This window comes from Rhizobium sp. BIGb0125 (assembly GCF_024810055.1).
Classification (GTDB): domain Bacteria; phylum Pseudomonadota; class Alphaproteobacteria; order Rhizobiales; family Rhizobiaceae; genus Agrobacterium.
The window spans coordinates 515824-532177 of record NZ_JANUDV010000003.1 but is presented as its reverse complement, the minus strand read 5'-3'; the positions used below and the strand labels follow the sequence as shown (position 1 = coordinate 532177).

Sequence of the window (16354 nt, the reverse complement as noted above, 5' to 3'; positions counted from 1 at the left end):
TTGTCTAGGTGCGGCACTTAAAAATTTCCCGACAAGGTTGCTGTAATCACCTTTCAAGACGCTGGAATGACATCAGGAAATCAGCGACATGCCGCCGCCGGTTCAAACTTGAATGCGCTTGATCCCGGTTGCGTGTCTTTCGATATTTTACTGCTTTGGCGCGAATATTAGGGGAGTGTTAAGCATGTTTCTTCATTGTTTAATAAACGTCATTTCCCTCGTGCCCCCTGGGTCACCATGCAAAAGCGCCACGCCTTCCGCACACTTCGACCGTCCTATCACCGTCTGCTTTTGTCCACCGCGCCGCTCGTTCTGGCCTTCGCGGCCAGTCCGGTCTCTGCGCAGGATGTCTATTGGAATGGCGGTGCTGGCAATAATGACTGGTTCGATGCCGGCAATTGGGATTTAGGTTCTGTGCCTGACACATCAACAGATGTGTATCTGCCTGTGGGCAATGTCAGCCTGTCGGGTGCTGCGCTCGCCAATAATGTCACCGTGGAAGCGGGAGCGACATTAACGGTCACGGGCGCCGGGGTGCTGGACAGTAACGGCCGCATCACCCTGAATGACGGTAGCCTGACGATTGAAGACGGTGGTCAGGTGTCCAGCGGCCTTGCCATTGTCGGAGAGTCTGTTGCGGGTGGCGCTGTTATCTCCGGCCCCACCGCCAGCTGGACCAGTTCCGACCAGCTGACCGTGGGAAATTTTGCCAATGGCACATTGCGCATTGAGAACGGTGCAACCGTGTCCAGCACGCAAGGGTATGTCGGTGCGGCAGCATCCGGTATCGGAAGTGTCGTGGTCACGGGGGCCGGTTCCACCTGGCGTATGACTGACTACAACCTCAATCTGGGAAATTTTGGCACCGGTGAGATCACCATTGAAGATGGCGCTGAGGTTTACGCTCAAACGGGCGTCTGGCTCGGCATTTCCGCGACAGATGCGGTCGGCACCCTCAATGTAAAAAGCACGGCTGGCGCGCGCGGCGTGTTGGAAACCCGCTTTGTGCGGGGCGGGGTAGGCACCGCTGACGTGACACTCAATGGCGGCATCCTGCGCGCCAATGCCAACATCGCCAATTTCTTCGTCAACTTTTCCAACAGGCAGGTCTTGCTTGGCGCTGACGGAGGTTTCTTCGACACCAACGGTTTTAACATCGGCGTTGAACCGGAATTGACCGGCGCTGGCGCGTTGATCAAACAGGGCGTAGGTACGCTGACGCTCAGGGGCACAAACACCTATATCGGTAACACCACCATTTCGTCAGGCACGCTGAAACTGGGCGATGGCGGCACCACTGGCAGCATCGTCGGCGACGTTGCCAATGATGGCATTCTGGCCTTTGACCGTTCTGACGTGGTGACGTTCGGCGGCACCATAACCGGCTCCGGCGGCGTGCGGCAGGTCGGCTCCGGCCAGACCATTCTCACCGCCAACAATGCCGGGCTGCTCGGTGTATCCGGTGTTTATAATGGCATATTGTCGGTCAACAACACGCTGGGCGGCAGCATGGAAGTTCGCGGCGGGCGTTTGCAGGGCATAGGGCAGGTCGGCACCACCACCAACTTTGCCGGCGGCACCATTGCACCGGGCAACTCCATCGGCACCCTCACGATCGCGGGGGACTATATCGGCAGTGGCGGCACGCTGGAAATTGAAACGGTGCTGGGCGACGATACCTCCGCCACCGACCAGTTGATTGTCACCGGCAACACGTCAGGCACCACCAATGTGCGGGTCATCAATTTTGGTGGCACCGGCGACCAGACGGTGGAAGGCATCAAGATCATCGATGTCGGCGGCGTGTCCGCCGGCAACTTCTCGCTGCTTGGCAGTTATGTTTTTGAGGGTGATCAGGCCGTGGTCGCAGGCGCTTACGCTTACCGGCTGTATCAGGGCGGCGCCAGCACGCCACTGGATGGCGACTGGTATCTGCGCTCGGCCCTGTTGTCGTCAGGCACTCCGCTTTATCAGGCTGGTGCACCGGTTTACGAAGCCTATTCATCGGTGCTGCAACGGTTCAATACGCTGGATACGCTGCAACAGCGTGTCGGCAGCCGCGTCTGGGGCAGCAGTGAAACAAATGCCGGACAAGGTTCTGATGGTGGTGATTATGGCATCTGGGGCCGCATTGTCGGCCAGCATGACCGTCTGTCACCGCATTCCTCCACCACAGGTGCAGACTACACGGTTGATACCTGGCAATTGCAGGCCGGTACCGACATGGAACTCATGTCCTCAAGCGGCGGCAATCTGGTTGGCGGCTTGTCCCTGCGTTACGGCACCATTGATGGTGACATCACGTCGCCCTATGGCAACGGCGCCATCAGCAGCAGTGGCTACGGCCTTGGCAGCACGCTGACCTGGTACGGCAATGGCGGTTTTTACGTCGATGGTCAGGTCAACCTCACCTGGTTTGACAGTGACCTCAATTCTACCACCGCAGCCACCCGGCTTGCCTTAGGTAATAATGGTTTCGGCTACGCGCTGGGCGTTGAGGCAGGCCAGCAGATTGCCATCAGCCCCGGCTGGAGCCTGACCCCGCAGGCCCAGCTCAGCTTTTCCGGCCTGAGCTACCGTGACTTTACCGACGCCTTTGGCGCGAAGGTGTCTCTGGGCAGGGACAATGACCTGAAACTGCGCCTTGGCCTGTCAACGGATTATGAAAACAGCTGGATGGGTGAGGCCGGCACCCGCAACCGCCTGCAGGTCTATGGCATTGCCAATCTCTATTATGACCTGTCGCCCGACGCCAGAACAGACGTGGCCGGCGTTGCATTGCGCAATTCGCAGGAACGTCTGTGGGGCGGCCTTGGCCTTGGCGGCACCTATGCCTGGGACAATGAAAAATATGCCGTTCACGGGCAGGCGGGCATCAACACAAGCCTTGGCGACCTCTCTGGCAATACCAGCCTCAGCGGCACGCTTGGGTTCACCGCGAGATTCTAGAACGGCAAATTTTAGGGCAGCGCAAACCGGTTGCGCTGCCTTTACGTCGCAACGCCATCCAGCCACTGCCGCATCACTGTTACAAGTTCATCCGGCGCTTCCAGCGGTATCATGTGGCCGGTCTTTTCTATCACCTGAAAGCTGGAGCCGCTGATGCCGTCATGCAGTTCTTCCACCTCGGCACGGCTGCGCAGCTTGTCCTGTTCACCTGCTAAAATCAGGCAGGGACGGTTGATATCGGCCAGCAAATGGCGCTCATCCACCCGCTCCAGCAGCGATTGCCGGAGAAACACATCGCTGCCCAGCCGCTCGCCCATGGCCTGAATGCGGGCAATCAGGTCCTGCCGTCCGGCATTGTCTGGGTGCAGGGAGGAGGCGACGGCCGCCGTGCTCATGCCCTTGAAGGAAACACTGTCCGGCTTGTTTGCCACAGCTTCCTTCCGCTGGCGTTGCACCTCCGTGTCACCACGCGCAGACGTGGCAATCAGCACCAGTGCTTTAACCCGCTCAGGTGCCTGGCGCACAATTTCGCGCGCCACATAACCGCCCATCGAAAACCCGACGAGGATGAATGTCTCCGGCGCCCCCGCCAGCACGCGGCTGGCCATATCCTTGATCGTGCCGTCCTGAAATAGATCGGCATGCACAAATGGCCCAAATTCATCAAGACCCGGCGTCACATCGCGCCACAGGTCGGCATCCAGCATGAAACCGGGTATCAGAAGCATCGACATATCTAGTCCATCGTCATTGCGTGGTTGCTCCTGAGTTAGCGCAACACAGATGAGTTGGCTACTGATGCCCCGTAATAGGCGCAAATATTGCGATTGTCATCGATATGACTATCCTTGCGCGCTTCGAAGTTCAGCAAACACTGCCACTCCGCACGTGACAAGGGATAGGTGGCAATACAGACAGGATGAGGTTTCGCGTGGCGCAGAATATTTATGACAATCCGGCCTTTTTTGCCGGTTACAGCCAGCTTCCGCGTCAGGTGCATGGGTTGGATGGCGCGCCGGAATGGCCGGCCATCCGTGCCATGCTGCCGCCACTTGCCGGCAAACATGTGGTGGATCTCGGCTGCGGTTTCGGCTGGGCATCCCGCTGGATGGCCGGACAGGGTGCCGCCAGCGTTCTGGGGCTTGATCTCTCGGAAAACATGATCAACCGCGCCAGACGGGACACGTCCGCCAGCGCAATCACCTACGACATAACCGACCTTGAAACGCTGGAATTGCCGCAGTCGCAGTTCGATCTTGCCTATAGCGCACTGGCCTTTCATTACGTCAGGGATTTTGCCCGTCTTGTCCGCATGGTTCATACGGCCCTCAAACCTGGTGGCAACTTCGTGTTCACGATAGAACATCCCATCTTTATGGCGGCGGCCCACCCGCACTGGATTGAAGATGAGGACGGCCGCAAAACCTGGCCGGTCAATGGTTATTCCGTGGAGGGAGAGCGCCGCACGGACTGGTTCGCCAAGGGGGTGGTCAAATATCACCGCACCATCGCCACGACACTCAATAGCTTGATCACCTCAGGGTTCACCATCCGTGAGATCAAGGAATTTTACCCGACAGCAGAACAGATCGCGGAGGTTCCAGCCCTTGCAGAAGAGCTGGAACGACCAATGATGCTGCTGGTATCAGCGCACCGCGCCTGAACTGGTGGCGGTGCGGCACTCAAACCGTGCCAAACATCAGTGAGCGATGCACGCCGGCACCCGCCAGATTGCCATCACCCACCGCCAGCGCCACGGAGGCCATTGGCCGTGCGGCATCACCGCAGGCAAACACGCCGGGCAGGGAGGTTTCCTTCATCACGTCGGTCTTGATGGTCGCACCCAGCGGACCTTGCTCCATCTCAAGCCCCAGATCATGGGCAATGGGGCTCGCCAGCTCAAACGGCGCCATGGCAAACAGGCCGGCGAAGGAAAGCACCCGGCCATCGGCAAGATTTATGTCGGCATGGCCGGTAATGGCGGAAATCGGGCAGCGTTCCAGCGTTGTACCGCGTGCTGTCAGCGCCGCCAGCTGCTCGGCATCAGGGGTAAAGGCATCGTTCAACAGCAGCGTTGTTGGCCCCCAATCCGGCAGCATCAGCGCATGGTGCATGGACAGTTCGGACCCGGCAATGACGCCAATCGGCCCCTGGTTCAACTCATAACCGTGGCAATACGGGCAGTGAAACACCGCTTTGCCCCAGCGCTCGGCAAGACCCTCTATGGCTGGCAGCAAATCCTTGACGCCGGTGGCCAGCAACAGGCGGCGAGACTGGTGGCGTGCATCCTTGGCCAACACTTCAAAACCCGCATCCGTGTCGCTAGTCGCCATTTTTTGCGCACTGTCTGCACGGGCAGAAAGCCAGGTGATTGTCGGGTAGTTCAAAACCTGCTCGCGTGCCTTGGCGGCAATCACTGCCGGGTCAACGCCATCCTGCGTAATGAAACCATGGGAGTGGGCGGCAAAACGGTTGCGCCGGAGGCCTTCATCAATAATCAGCACCTTGCGCCGCGCGCGGCCCAACTGAATGGCGGCGGAAAGGCCGGCATAGCTGCCGCCAATGATGATAACGTCGTACATCGTGTCAGTCATGGAATACCTCATCAATCTTTCGTCGCAACATAAGTATCGTGATATTGTGAAGTCAATAGTCATGATACATTTGATGTGACGAATTGATGATGGGAAGTTGCCGTTGCAGCAGGCGGTGTTTGAAATTCCCGTTAGGGCTGTATTTATCGGCTTCCTAATATCGCCGGGATTGTGCAAATAGACTTGGGCGACGTGAACCGGGAGTGATGTGATCATGGCAGACATACCCATCCGCAGTTTTGGCGTGGCCGTTGTCGTGTTGCGTGAAGTCGGTGCGGAAACGCAAGTGCTGCTGCTGCGCCGCAACCACACCCTGGTTGGGGAGTGGTGCCAGATTGCCGGTGGCATCGAAGACGGTGAAAAGGCCTGGCAAACGGCACTGCGCGAGGTGAAGGAAGAAACCGGGCTTTCCTGCACACGGCTTTATTCCGCCGATATCTGCGAACAGTTTTATGAGGCGGACCGCGACGCCATCACGTTGGCACCGGTGTTCGTCGGCTATGTGGATGCGACGGCTGAAGTCGTGCTGAACGAAGAACACAGCGCGTTCTGCTGGACCACGTTTTCAAGCGCCGTCGATATGGTGCCCTTTGCTGGCCAGCGCCATGTGCTGCGCCATGTCGAGGCCGAATTTGTGCAGCGCCAGCCCGTCAAACACCTTCTGCTGTTTGAAATGTCGCATTGAGTGCTGTGACAGGCTCAACGAAACAAAAACATGAGGGTATGATGCCAGCAACATATCGCGTGCCAGAGACTTTTAACACCGAACGTTTCATTGTTCGCAAAGCGCTCGTATCGGATGCCATATCCGTGCATCGGGGCTGGGCGACCGACCGGGAGGTAACACGGTATCTGGCGTGGAAACCGCATTCCAGCATGGAGCAAACGGTAAGCTTTCTGGAGGGTGCGGAGCGTGCGTGGCAGGTGGGCACAAGTTTCCCGTTGCTGATTGCCCGGCACACTGCACCTGATGAGATTATTGGAACGGTGGAACCGCGCAGCCATCAGGCACGTGTGTCCTATGGCTGGATTACCAGGCGTGACCATTGGGGGCAGGGCATTGCCAGCGAGGTTGTTCGCTGGCTGGTTGATCATGCGCTGGCACACCCGGCAATTTTCCGCACCGAGGCGATGTGCGATGTCGAAAACATTGCTTCGTCGCGGGTCATGGAAAAGGCTGGCATGACCCGTGAAGCGGTGTTGCGCCGTTACATTCTTCACCCCAATGTCTCGCCTGAGCCAAGAGACGCATTTCTGTATTGCAAAGTTCGATAAACGCGATTTGAGGAGATCATGGCGTGACGGCGGTAACGCAACATTTCATTGAAAGGGACGACGGCGCGCGCGTTGAGCTGTTCCTGTCTGCGCCGCCTGCCACAACAAATGGTGCCATCCTCTTTGTGCATGGCAATCAGGGCGGGCTGTTGCTGGGTGGCAAGGAATTCGCCGATAACGGCTCGCTTATCCGTTTCTCCTCGCGTCTTGGCATTACGGCCGCTGCGGTCTCGCAACCGGGCTTTGGTGCATCTGACGGGCCAGCGGATTTCTGCGGCCCAGCCACCCAGCACGCGATCATCGCGGCACTGGCGTTTCTGGAGCAGCAACCAATGGTCGATCCTGACCGCATCGTGCTTTACGGCAACAGCCGTGGCGCTGTCGCATCGGCCATGGTCGCCACGAAAATTCAAACCTTGAGGGCGCTTATATTATCGAGTGGCGTGTACGACCTGCGAGACGCCTATGAGCGCAGCTCAAGAGGTTTGCAGCAGACCATCAAGACCGAAAGCGGCGCCACCGACCGCGCCTTTTCTGACCGTTCGGCGCTGCACCACGCGCAGCGGATCACGGCCGAGACCTTGCTGCTGCATGGTGTCAATGATGACCGTGCGCCTGTCGATCAAGCGGAACTATTTTCAGCGACCCTTGCAGAGGCCGGAGTGCCGGTCAGCCTGCATAGATTGTATGCGGGACATCGCTTGGCTGGCGAGCTGGTCATGCCGATCCTCAAGGATTTCCTGACACGGATATTCAGACCGGCTGTGACGCTTCACTAACGCCTGGTCGCACATCTTTCGGGCCAAAATACCCATGCAAAGAGGACGGCACTCTGGTTGCAAACAGGTGTTGTCTTGTGCTTCACGCTCGCGGGCGTTATCGTGGCGCTGCCAAAGTTAAGTGAATGGAATCAAGAGAAAAAACGTGAATCGTATTTCAGTGTTATTGATAACCGGCCTCAGCCTGACCCTCACAAGTTGCGGTTTCACCCGTGCATCAGAGCGTGGCCATGCCCGTGAAGTCAGCAAGATCAATGCGGTTGGCGTCAGCCTTGATACTGCACGCGAAATGGCTGTCAAAAAGGGATTTCTGTGTGATCAGAGCGTTGACAGGGGCCGTACCGTGGTGAGTGATGGCGTGACCAGAAAAACCGACACTCTGTCCTGCCACAAAAAATCTCTCGAGCTTATCTGCCCGCAGCGCAGATATGTGATTTTTAACGCTTATCCAGCAACCGGCAAGGTCTACCGTGTCGGCAACCGCATAACCGAGCATTCCTGCTTTTAAGCAGCGTCTCCATGTGGTGATATTGGTTTGGGCCCCGCGTGATTATGCGTATTGCTTCACATAAATCTCGGGATCAAAATCAACCCGCTTTGCATTGCCATCCGGTGTTTTGAGGATAAGTTCAACACCACCGCCAATCGAATGCATGTAACGCACGATAGAGGAAATCAGCACATCATCGGCGCTCTCGATTTTCGAGATCGTGTTCTGTGTCATGGCGGCGCGTACGGCAACATCCTGCTGGGTTGCATTCATGGCTTTGCGCACTTCCGCCAGAGCCTTGCCCAGACGCCGTGTTTCGCGTTTTTCATCAAGACGTGCACGAACATCTTGCGGCAGTTCGGCGCGCAGTATTTTCCAGTCAGTGCTCATCTTTTTTCTCCTTCAGCCACGAATTGAAACGCTGGTCTGCTTTGCCGATCAACTGTTTGTAAAACAGTTCCTGGCTCTTGCCTTGTTTAGCCGCTCCGCACAGAATAATGGCAGCCTGATCAGGATCGAAGGCAAAGGCAAAACGCCAGACCTGCTTGCCAAATCTTACGCGGATCTCTTTCATATTGGCATGACCGGACCCGGAAAGCGTATCCACCTCAGGACGACCAAGAAACGGGCCATCATCTTCAAGGTGGTCCAAAACCTCGCCAACCAGTTCTTTAAGTCCCATTTCCAAAGCCTTCCATTCTGGAACGAACTCACGATGGAACTTCACGTCATAGGACATTATCGACCTCAGAAATATATCTTCAAAGATATAAAGTCAAGATTTCGCAAAACATAACTCAACGCTTTACGATCAGGTTGTCAGGATTGAATACGCTGAGCGCTGTTCGCGCACATTCACAATGTGCCTGGAAATATTGTGTCCTTGAATTGGTGTTTGGAAACAAGACGTTTGACACTTCAATTGCAACCGCCCGCACATCGTCTTCGCCGCTTTCCCTGCAAAACCAGCTTGCCAGTTATTCTTCTCCTTGTTCATTTGCAGATATCATTTCTAACAATGGTTGCAAAAGGTCGCTGAATTCATGCGCTGTCTGCGTGTCAAAACGCCCCAAGCCAATGGCCCGTAAACCATTTGCACAATCTCCTTGGTGTCAGACGAAACCTTTCGCTGCTGAGGGGATTAAGCGTACAGATGATAGTGTGTTGAATGCACGCTTGTTTGCGGAGGAAAATATGGCGGAGCAAGCCTACACAACGGATGATCCTGCCACCCGTCTGGAGCTGTTCGATTTTGCGTTCGATCACGCACCGATAGGCATTGCGCTTGTCGATCTTGAGGGGAGGATCCTGCGAGGCAACGCCGCATTTGCAAGGCTGGTCGGTCTGCCTATAACAAAAGTCATTGGCACCCACTTCAAGGACTTCACCCACCCGGACGATATCGACGCAGACATGCACCAGTTCCAGCAGGTTTTGCAGGGTCGTCGGGATGGTTACACCATCGAAAAACGCTATGTGCAGCCTCTCGGTGACGTGGTTGATGTGATGATCCATGTTGCCGCCATGCGCGATGCCGAAGGCCGTGTGGTGCGCTTCATTTCACAGATCGAGGATATTACCCGCCATAAGGAACATGAGCGGCAATTGGCCGAACGCGCCGCACAGCTGGAACTGGCCATGGAAGCGGTGAGGGGCGGGTTCTGGCATATGGACATCCCTAGCGGCAAGTTTGAAACCTCGGATCGTCTCGCACAGTTCATCGGCGGGCAGACCGCCGCCCGGCTTGATCTGGAGCGCTATGTCAGCCGTGTGAATGTCAATGACGGCGCACAGGCAGATCTCACGCCGTTGATCTCAGGCGAACTGGACCAGAATGTTGCTGAATACCGGCTGGATACCATTCAGGGAGAACGCTGGATGCGCTGTGACCGGCGCTTGCTGCGCGATGGTGATGGCCGGCCGCTGAAGATCGTCGGCATGGCCATTGATTTTACCGATGAGCGCCGCCGCATTGAACAACTGGAGGAAACCGCCAGCACGGATGCCCTGACTGGCCTGCTGAACCGCCGCGGCCTGGTTGCTGAATTTACCGCCCTGCAATCTGCCGATGGTTTTGTGGTGCTGGCGCTGGATCTGGATGGTTTCAAGCAGGTCAATGACGTTCATGGCCACGGCGTTGGAGATGTGGTGCTGTGCGAAACCGCGCGGCGCATCAAGGGCGCGGTGCGCAGCCATGATCTCGTTGCCAGAACCGGCGGTGACGAATTCGTGGTCGTGGTAGCCGGAAGCCGTGCTGCTGGCATGGCGGCTGCAGAACGTATCCTTGAAAGAATGCGGGAACCGGTGCTGATTTCGGGTGGTTCCACCCATGTGCGCGCCAGTATTGGTGGCATTTGGAGCGCGGCCAAACGGGATATAACGGCCCTGATCAACGAGGCGGATGCGCTGCTTTATGATGCCAAGGCATCCGGCAAGGATGCGATGCAGTTTTAAAGCCTCAAACGGCGGGGTCGGTTTTGTCCTTTTTCGCCCAACCGTAATGCGCGACAATGTTCTGCTGGTTGCGGATCAGGTGTCCGGCCAGGTCCGCATCGCCACCGGTCATTGTCTCGGCGTCGGCACCGCACAGGTGCAAGAACATGCGCTGATGAACGACCGCTGCAAAATAGTCGTAAGGCGGCGGGGTTTCCTGCGTCTCTACGCTCTTCCACTCCGCAGCAACTTGGCTGCTTGCTGCATCCAGCGCCTCCAGCACCGTCTGCATCATCTGTGCACTGGCACGTTCGATAATGTCGTTGAGTTTGCGCTCCTCAGGCGTCAGCACGGGACAGGAATTGCTCATGTGGGCTCTCTCATCAAACATAGCTTTTGCGGTCATGGCATCTGCCATGTGGTCATCACATCAATATTTAAACGGAAAAACAGGCAAAAAATTGCGCCTGCGACAATATTATAGGACCGCCGCTCAGGCGGGATTTCGGTAGTTCTCGACGCCAGGGTCGGATAAGTGTCGCCGCAGGAACCCCAGCATAGTGGCCGCGCAGCGGGGCGGCGGGACCGACTACGCCCGGATCATGGCGTCCCGCATAGATTAAACCACTTCATCTGCGAAACCCCATCATGGGAGGCCCAATCGCCGATCCCGCAGAGAAGCGCGGGCCGCGAATGTCGAACGCTATAACGCCGACTTTGTCGAGCACAGATTTCGGCTGCTTTGCGCCTATTGCGGTCATTGATATTAACGAAAAATTCCGTAAACTTTCCGCTGCTTCAAGGCTCGGAGAGGAAGTGGAATGAATCTCAACCAAGTCACTGTGACTATGCCGGACCTTGATGAGGGTTGGACATTCTATTGCGCTCTCGGCTTAGTTCCAGTGGTGGATGCACGGCCGGACTATGTACGTTTTGTCTGCCCTGACGGAAACAGCACATTCTCTTTACACAAGGGCGGCGATGTAAGCGCCGGAACCACCGTCTACTTCGAATGTGACGATTTAGATGAAAAATATCATAGCCTAACCGCTGCAGGAATCGCGTTCTCGACCCCTCCGCAGGACCAGAGTTGGCTTTGGCGAGAAGCTGAACTTTTTGATCCTGGTGGAAATCGTATCCTACTGTACCTAGCTGGAAGTAACCGTATTAATCCACCGTGGCGGATCCAATCCGATCAGATTTAGAAGACATCAGACCTCGCTTTGGGCCAACTGTGGACGATACTCGACTCCCGACAGTTAGAAGATAGACGAAGAAGACTTCAGCCCACCAATTAGAGAAGGGCCGCTATGGGAAGAAAGTCCCGTGGGGGTGCTGCGCACAGGTGGCGGTGTTTGTTAAGCCGCCATTGCGTGCAATTGCGCTGTCACGCGGTCAACGTCGTAGGGTTTTGAAAAGAACACGCTGCGTGCAGGAAGGTCGTCATCGGAAACCTTGCGATGGCCGGAAACGATGATGATCTCCACCGGTGGCCAGCGATCGCGCACCATGGCCGCCAGCTTCATGCCATCCATGCTGCCCGGCATGTCGATATCCGTAAACACAATCCGGATGTCTTCGCGGGCCAGCAATATCTCTATAGCCTCATCGGCATTGCGTGCCTCGACCGCTTCAAAACCTGCTTCTTCAACAAGGTCGACAGCAGCCATCAGCAGTAGCGGTTCATCCTCAACAACAAGGACGACATTTTTCTTGGGCGGATTGAATGTACCCATTAGTGTTCGGCCTGTTGGAGTTGGTGTAGCGTTGCTTCCATCCGGAGAATGAGTCCAGATGACTCATAACGAACGTCTACCTTGCCTGTTCCACCAAGGCCCATTTTAATCAGCTTCGATCCAAACCCCGCCTTGTCTACGTCGTGAACCGGTGGACCGTCTTTCTCCTGCCAGTCAAGGTGGAACGTCGTGTTCTCGCCTTTACCCGTCAGGTACCAGCGCAGCACAACCTTGCCTGTCGTGTTCGACAACGCGCCATATTTGATGGCATTTGTCGTCAACTCATGCAGCAGCAGGGAAAGCGATAGCGTGCCCTTGGGGCCAAAGGTCAGGTCTTCGCCCTGCAGCACCACGCGGTCGCGCACGGACAGCCGGTCGAAGGTCCGTTCCATCACCTGCACGATTGCGGCGCTGCTCCAGTTGCGCTCAAACAAAACATCGTGGGCGGTACTCAGCGCGTGAACGCGGCGCTCAAAGGCTTCCACATATTGCCGTTCCTTGACCGGCCGCAGGGTCTGCGTGGCAATGGCCAGCACCATGGACAGCGTGTTTTTCAGCCGGTGGCCCATTTCCCGGTGCAACAACTGTTGCTCAGACTCTGCCCGCACACGCGCAATCGCCGCCTGTATGCGGTCGCCAAAGCTGCGCACAAAGGCAATTTCTTCATTCGACCACTGGTAGGGCATGTCATGGTGAACGAAGACGACAAGGCTGAAATTGCCCTGGTCGATAACCGGCACATTGACCAGCACACGAATGCCCAGATCAAGCAGTGCTTGTGCATTTGCAGCGGTGCGTGGGTCCTGCGTCACATCAGGAATGACGACAGGATTGCCCATTTTCAGATCGTTGATAAAGCTGCCATAAGCACGGAAATGGTGCAAGCCGGTCACGGGCGTAATGCCGGGTGCAGTCCATTGCGGCTGCATCAACACTGTCTCATTGACAGGGTCTACAATGCCAAAACCGGCGCGGGTCGCATCAAGGGCTTTGGCCATCAGGTCTGCGGCGGCAGATGCCATGGACTCGATGTCGCTCAGCTGTGTCAGCCGGTCGCCCAGGTCCAGCAGCGCCTGTATGCGCGCTGCCGCACGCCGGGTCACTGTGACATCCTTCACCGCACCGATCATTTTCACCGGCAGGCCGTTTTCGCCGCGAATGAAGTTTGCAGTCCGGGAAATCCACCGCAAACCGGCTGGCGTATTGATGCGGTATTCCACATCAAGTGCTGCCGAGCCATCGGCGCGGTTGGCCTGTGTCGATTGCGTGCCCTTATCGTCAGAAAAAACCATCGTCTCAAACACCGACGTTGGGTATGACCGCGCCGGCGGCAGATGAAAGATCCGGTAAAACTCCGGCGATGCGCGCAATTCGTTGCGCGTCAGGTCAATCTCGAAAGTGCCAACACCACCAGCCTCCTGCGCGGCAAGCGTTTCTTTCGCCGCGTTGCGCAAACTGGCCGTAATGCCCTTCTGGCGGCGAAACAGATCATCCTTGCGTTGGGATAATCGACGCGCTTCAAAAAGCGCAATGACCTGCGAGGCAAGCGCCTGCAGGCCGTCCGCCTGTTCTTCGTCCAGTCCTTCAGGCCGTATGACCGTATCGATCACGCACAGGCTGCCGATGATAATTCCGTCTGGGGTAATCAGTGGGGCGCCCGCATAAAATCGGATGAACGGTTCGTCCGTAACCAGCGGGTTATCCTTGGTGCGCGGATCGGCCGTCAGGTCGGGTATTTCAAGCAATTCGCGGCTCAGCAGCGCATATTGGCAGACAGACCCTGCCATTGGCGTCTCGCAGGGTTCAAAGCCGACACGGGCCTTGAACCATTGCCTGTTTTCTTCCACCAGGCTGATCAGCGCAACGGGGGTGCGGCAAATGACGCGGGCAATCTGCACAATGCCGTCAAACTCCGGTTCTGGCGGGGTATCCATGATATCATAGGCTTCAAGCGCCTCAATTCTCTCATGCAGATCAGTCTGGTCATCATAGTTGGTCTGTCGCAAGGCACTCTCGCAGTCACGTGGGTTAACCTATCTGTGCAGTTCCAGGACGGTTATTATCGCTATCCTTTGAGAGTGAACGCTGCCCATCGGGTTGATGAACGAGCAGTGGCAATTAAAGTTCCTTCGCCCCGCATAAAATTTTCGTAAAAACAATCCCATATGCCCGCGGCAGGACACGCTGACGGGGCAGGGAACTCATGCATCTTATCCAGTGCGCTAACAGTTGCTGCTGAGGCCCGTAATCTTACAGTGCCGGCCCGGGGCGAATGGTATTTCCCGGTGCAAACCGCGACAGGCGGAAGCGGTGCAGGTTATGGCCGGTTTCATTGCCTTGAATAAGGTCTGCCATCACCCGGCCAATGCCCGGGCCAATGCCAAAACCATGGCCGCTCATGCCCGTTGCCACAAACAGGCCGTTGATCGCAGCAACCCGGTCAACCACCGGCACGACATCCGGCATCGCATCAATCATGCCCGCCCATGTGGTTTTTAACCGGACGGGTTTGGCCTGCGCAAACAGCATGTTGAAACCGCGCTCTATCGCTCGCAACTTGCGCTTGCCGGGGGCAGGGTTCAGCACCCGCATCCGCTCAAACGGGCTCACCTCATCGGCCGCCCAGTTGCGCGGCGTGGTCCAGGCATCGGGATATCCAGAAGGGGCCATCGGCGCATATCGCGTGCCAAACGGATGTGCCTTGAGTGCCGGCATATATTTGGTTGCGTGGCGAAAAGCGTCCGGCCCAACATACAGCACGTTGCTGCCGCCGGCCGCCAGCGTGTAACCGCCATCCTGTCGGCGGCGAAAGGCAATGTCATCCTCTGCCACTGCACCGGCATGCAGTTCCGGCATCGGTTCGGTGGCCGCAACCGTTGCCCGCACGCTCAGCTGCGGAATGGACACGCCGTGTTTGCGCAACAACAGCGATGACCATGCGCCCCCGGCCACCAGAACGTTGGATGTCTCTATCTTTCCGTGCTCGGTCCATACCGCTTGCACCGCACCGGCAGCCGTATCAACTGCGCGCACCGCGCAGTTTTCGATGATGCGAACACCTCGGCGCGCCGCCAGCCGCGCCAGCGCCGGAACGGCCAGCCATGGCTCTGCTCGCATGTCGGATGGCGTCACCATCGCACCGGCAAAATTGCGCGCCATGCCCGGTATCATCCGCCGCACGGCTTCCCCGTCAATCAGTCGGGTGTCGAGAGCGTGGGCGGCGGCAATTCTCATGAAGTCTTCAAAACCGGCCATATCCTTAGGTGTGCGCGCCAGATAGGTCACGCCGGTCCGCTGCAAGCCAATGCCTTCACCACATTCCTGCGCCAGCTCCTGCCACAGGCGGCAGGCCTCCATGACAATTGGCAGCTCGTCTGCATCGCGGCCCTGCTTGCGGATCCAACCCCAGTTGCGGGAGGATTGTTCGGCCGCAATGCGCCCCTTTTCCAGCAACGTCACCTCAATGTTGTTGCGGGCCAGATAAAGCGCTGTCGACACGCCAATCACCCCGCCACCCACAATCACCACCTCGGATTTCTGGGGTATTGGGCCGGAATGCTGAACCGCATCAGCCTCGGAGAACGGGAACATCGCGCATTTCCTGGATCAGAGTAATCACCAATCCTTAGCGCTGTGCCATGGGGCGTTCAAGGTGGGGGGGAATAGTGAGGGCAGGTAGGCTGTGACGGTCCAATAAGCTTTCATGCCTTGCCTATGGCCGGTCATTCCTCCATGCGATCAAGGGGTGATTTGCGTTCAACGCAGAATTGTCTACCCTGTCATGGTGCAAATTGGAGGTGACGATGAGACAGTTTTTACCTGGTCTGGTTGGCGGTTTATTTGCTGGCGCAATTGTTTGGATCGCTCAAAACATGGGCGCGACGTTTCTGGTTGCCGCCATTCTGGCAGCCATCGGAGGATTTCTTGGCACCGTTGCTGGGCAGAAGTTGCAGCGTTAAGTGCCTTTAATCCATCAAGATCCGAGCCTGTTCTGACATCATCAGTTGCCGACAGCCGGCTTTGTTTCTCCTGCATGTGACAGTTTTTCGCTCGTTCCTCGACGAGCCACAGATCTATCTTACCCCGCCTTTCCGCAAT

General features: G+C 56.9%; 17 protein-coding genes. 9 read left to right on the top strand and 8 right to left on the bottom strand.

Annotated features, from left to right (window positions below; genetic code table 11):
- Positions 1-237: 237 nt before the first annotated feature.
- The gene (locus M2418_RS10870) at positions 238-2949 is read left to right on the top strand and encodes an autotransporter outer membrane beta-barrel domain-containing protein (RefSeq protein ID WP_259146433.1); all 2712 of its coding nucleotides are present in this window, start codon (positions 238-240) and stop codon (positions 2947-2949) included.
- 41 nt (positions 2950-2990) lie between these two features.
- On the opposite strand, the gene M2418_RS10865 is transcribed toward M2418_RS10870, so the two are convergent.
- A complete protein-coding gene (locus M2418_RS10865; protein ID WP_259146432.1) occupies positions 2991-3683 on the bottom strand; it encodes an alpha/beta fold hydrolase in 693 nt (230 codons plus the stop codon).
- 197 nt (positions 3684-3880) lie between these two features.
- Here M2418_RS10865 and M2418_RS10860 point away from each other — a divergent pair, with 197 nt between their 5' ends.
- Complete coding sequence (locus tag M2418_RS10860) at positions 3881-4612, top strand: bifunctional 2-polyprenyl-6-hydroxyphenol methylase/3-demethylubiquinol 3-O-methyltransferase UbiG (protein ID WP_250982497.1); 732 nt, start codon at positions 3881-3883, stop codon at positions 4610-4612.
- Between the two features lie 19 nt (positions 4613-4631).
- Here M2418_RS10860 and M2418_RS10855 read toward each other — a convergent pair whose 3' ends face one another.
- Positions 4632-5543, bottom strand: a complete 912-nt coding sequence (locus tag M2418_RS10855; protein WP_259146431.1) for an NAD(P)/FAD-dependent oxidoreductase — start codon at positions 5541-5543, stop codon at positions 4632-4634.
- A gap of 214 nt (positions 5544-5757) precedes the next feature.
- Here M2418_RS10855 and M2418_RS10850 point away from each other — a divergent pair, with 214 nt between their 5' ends.
- From M2418_RS10850 to M2418_RS10835, 4 genes are all read left to right on the top strand, one after another.
- Positions 5758-6228, top strand: coding sequence for an NUDIX pyrophosphatase (locus tag M2418_RS10850; RefSeq protein ID WP_259146430.1), 471 nt, complete (start codon positions 5758-5760; stop codon positions 6226-6228).
- A 59-nt stretch (positions 6229-6287) separates the two neighbouring features.
- A complete protein-coding gene (locus tag M2418_RS10845; RefSeq protein ID WP_259146429.1) occupies positions 6288-6818 on the top strand; it encodes a GNAT family N-acetyltransferase in 531 nt (176 codons plus the stop codon).
- A 23-nt stretch (positions 6819-6841) separates the two neighbouring features.
- A complete protein-coding gene (locus tag M2418_RS10840) occupies positions 6842-7597 on the top strand; it encodes a S9 family peptidase (protein WP_259146428.1) in 756 nt (251 codons plus the stop codon).
- A 145-nt stretch (positions 7598-7742) separates the two neighbouring features.
- Entirely contained in the window at positions 7743-8105 is a 363-nt protein-coding gene (locus M2418_RS10835) for a hypothetical protein (RefSeq protein ID WP_259146427.1), read from the top strand.
- A 42-nt stretch (positions 8106-8147) separates the two neighbouring features.
- Here M2418_RS10835 and M2418_RS10830 read toward each other — a convergent pair whose 3' ends face one another.
- Together M2418_RS10830 and M2418_RS10825 are read right to left on the bottom strand one after the other, a co-directional pair.
- Complete coding sequence (locus M2418_RS10830; protein ID WP_259146426.1) at positions 8148-8477, bottom strand: helix-turn-helix transcriptional regulator; 330 nt, start codon at positions 8475-8477, stop codon at positions 8148-8150.
- On the bottom strand, positions 8467-8826 hold the full coding sequence (locus M2418_RS10825) for a type II toxin-antitoxin system RelE/ParE family toxin (RefSeq protein WP_259146425.1): 360 nt from the start codon (positions 8824-8826) through the stop codon (positions 8467-8469). Before M2418_RS10825 ends, M2418_RS10830 begins: the two co-directional genes overlap by 11 nt.
- A gap of 455 nt (positions 8827-9281) precedes the next feature.
- Between M2418_RS10825 and M2418_RS25690 the strand changes: the two genes are divergently transcribed.
- Complete coding sequence (locus M2418_RS25690) at positions 9282-10541, top strand: diguanylate cyclase domain-containing protein (RefSeq protein WP_310503191.1); 1260 nt, start codon at positions 9282-9284, stop codon at positions 10539-10541.
- A 4-nt stretch (positions 10542-10545) separates the two neighbouring features.
- Here M2418_RS25690 and M2418_RS10810 read toward each other — a convergent pair whose 3' ends face one another.
- The gene (locus tag M2418_RS10810) at positions 10546-10890 is read right to left on the bottom strand and encodes a hypothetical protein (RefSeq protein ID WP_259146424.1); all 345 of its coding nucleotides are present in this window, start codon (positions 10888-10890) and stop codon (positions 10546-10548) included.
- 451 nt (positions 10891-11341) lie between these two features.
- Between M2418_RS10810 and M2418_RS10805 the strand changes: the two genes are divergently transcribed.
- A complete protein-coding gene (locus M2418_RS10805) occupies positions 11342-11725 on the top strand; it encodes a VOC family protein (protein ID WP_259146423.1) in 384 nt (127 codons plus the stop codon).
- Between the two features lie 153 nt (positions 11726-11878).
- Here M2418_RS10805 and M2418_RS10800 read toward each other — a convergent pair whose 3' ends face one another.
- The 3 genes from M2418_RS10800 to M2418_RS10790 form a co-directional block, all read right to left on the bottom strand.
- Positions 11879-12256 carry a response regulator gene (locus tag M2418_RS10800; RefSeq protein ID WP_259146422.1) on the bottom strand — a complete coding sequence of 126 codons (378 nt, stop codon included), beginning with the start codon at positions 12254-12256 and terminating at the stop codon, positions 11879-11881.
- On the bottom strand, positions 12256-14262 hold the full coding sequence (locus tag M2418_RS10795) for a GAF domain-containing protein (RefSeq protein WP_259146421.1): 2007 nt from the start codon (positions 14260-14262) through the stop codon (positions 12256-12258). Before M2418_RS10795 ends, M2418_RS10800 begins: the two co-directional genes overlap by 1 nt.
- Positions 14263-14506: 244 nt before the next feature.
- Entirely contained in the window at positions 14507-15847 is a 1341-nt protein-coding gene (locus M2418_RS10790; RefSeq protein WP_259146420.1) for an FAD-binding oxidoreductase, read from the bottom strand.
- A 212-nt stretch (positions 15848-16059) separates the two neighbouring features.
- Between M2418_RS10790 and M2418_RS10785 the strand changes: the two genes are divergently transcribed.
- Entirely contained in the window at positions 16060-16215 is a 156-nt protein-coding gene (locus M2418_RS10785) for a hypothetical protein (protein ID WP_259146419.1), read from the top strand.
- Positions 16216-16354: the final 139 nt, after the last annotated feature.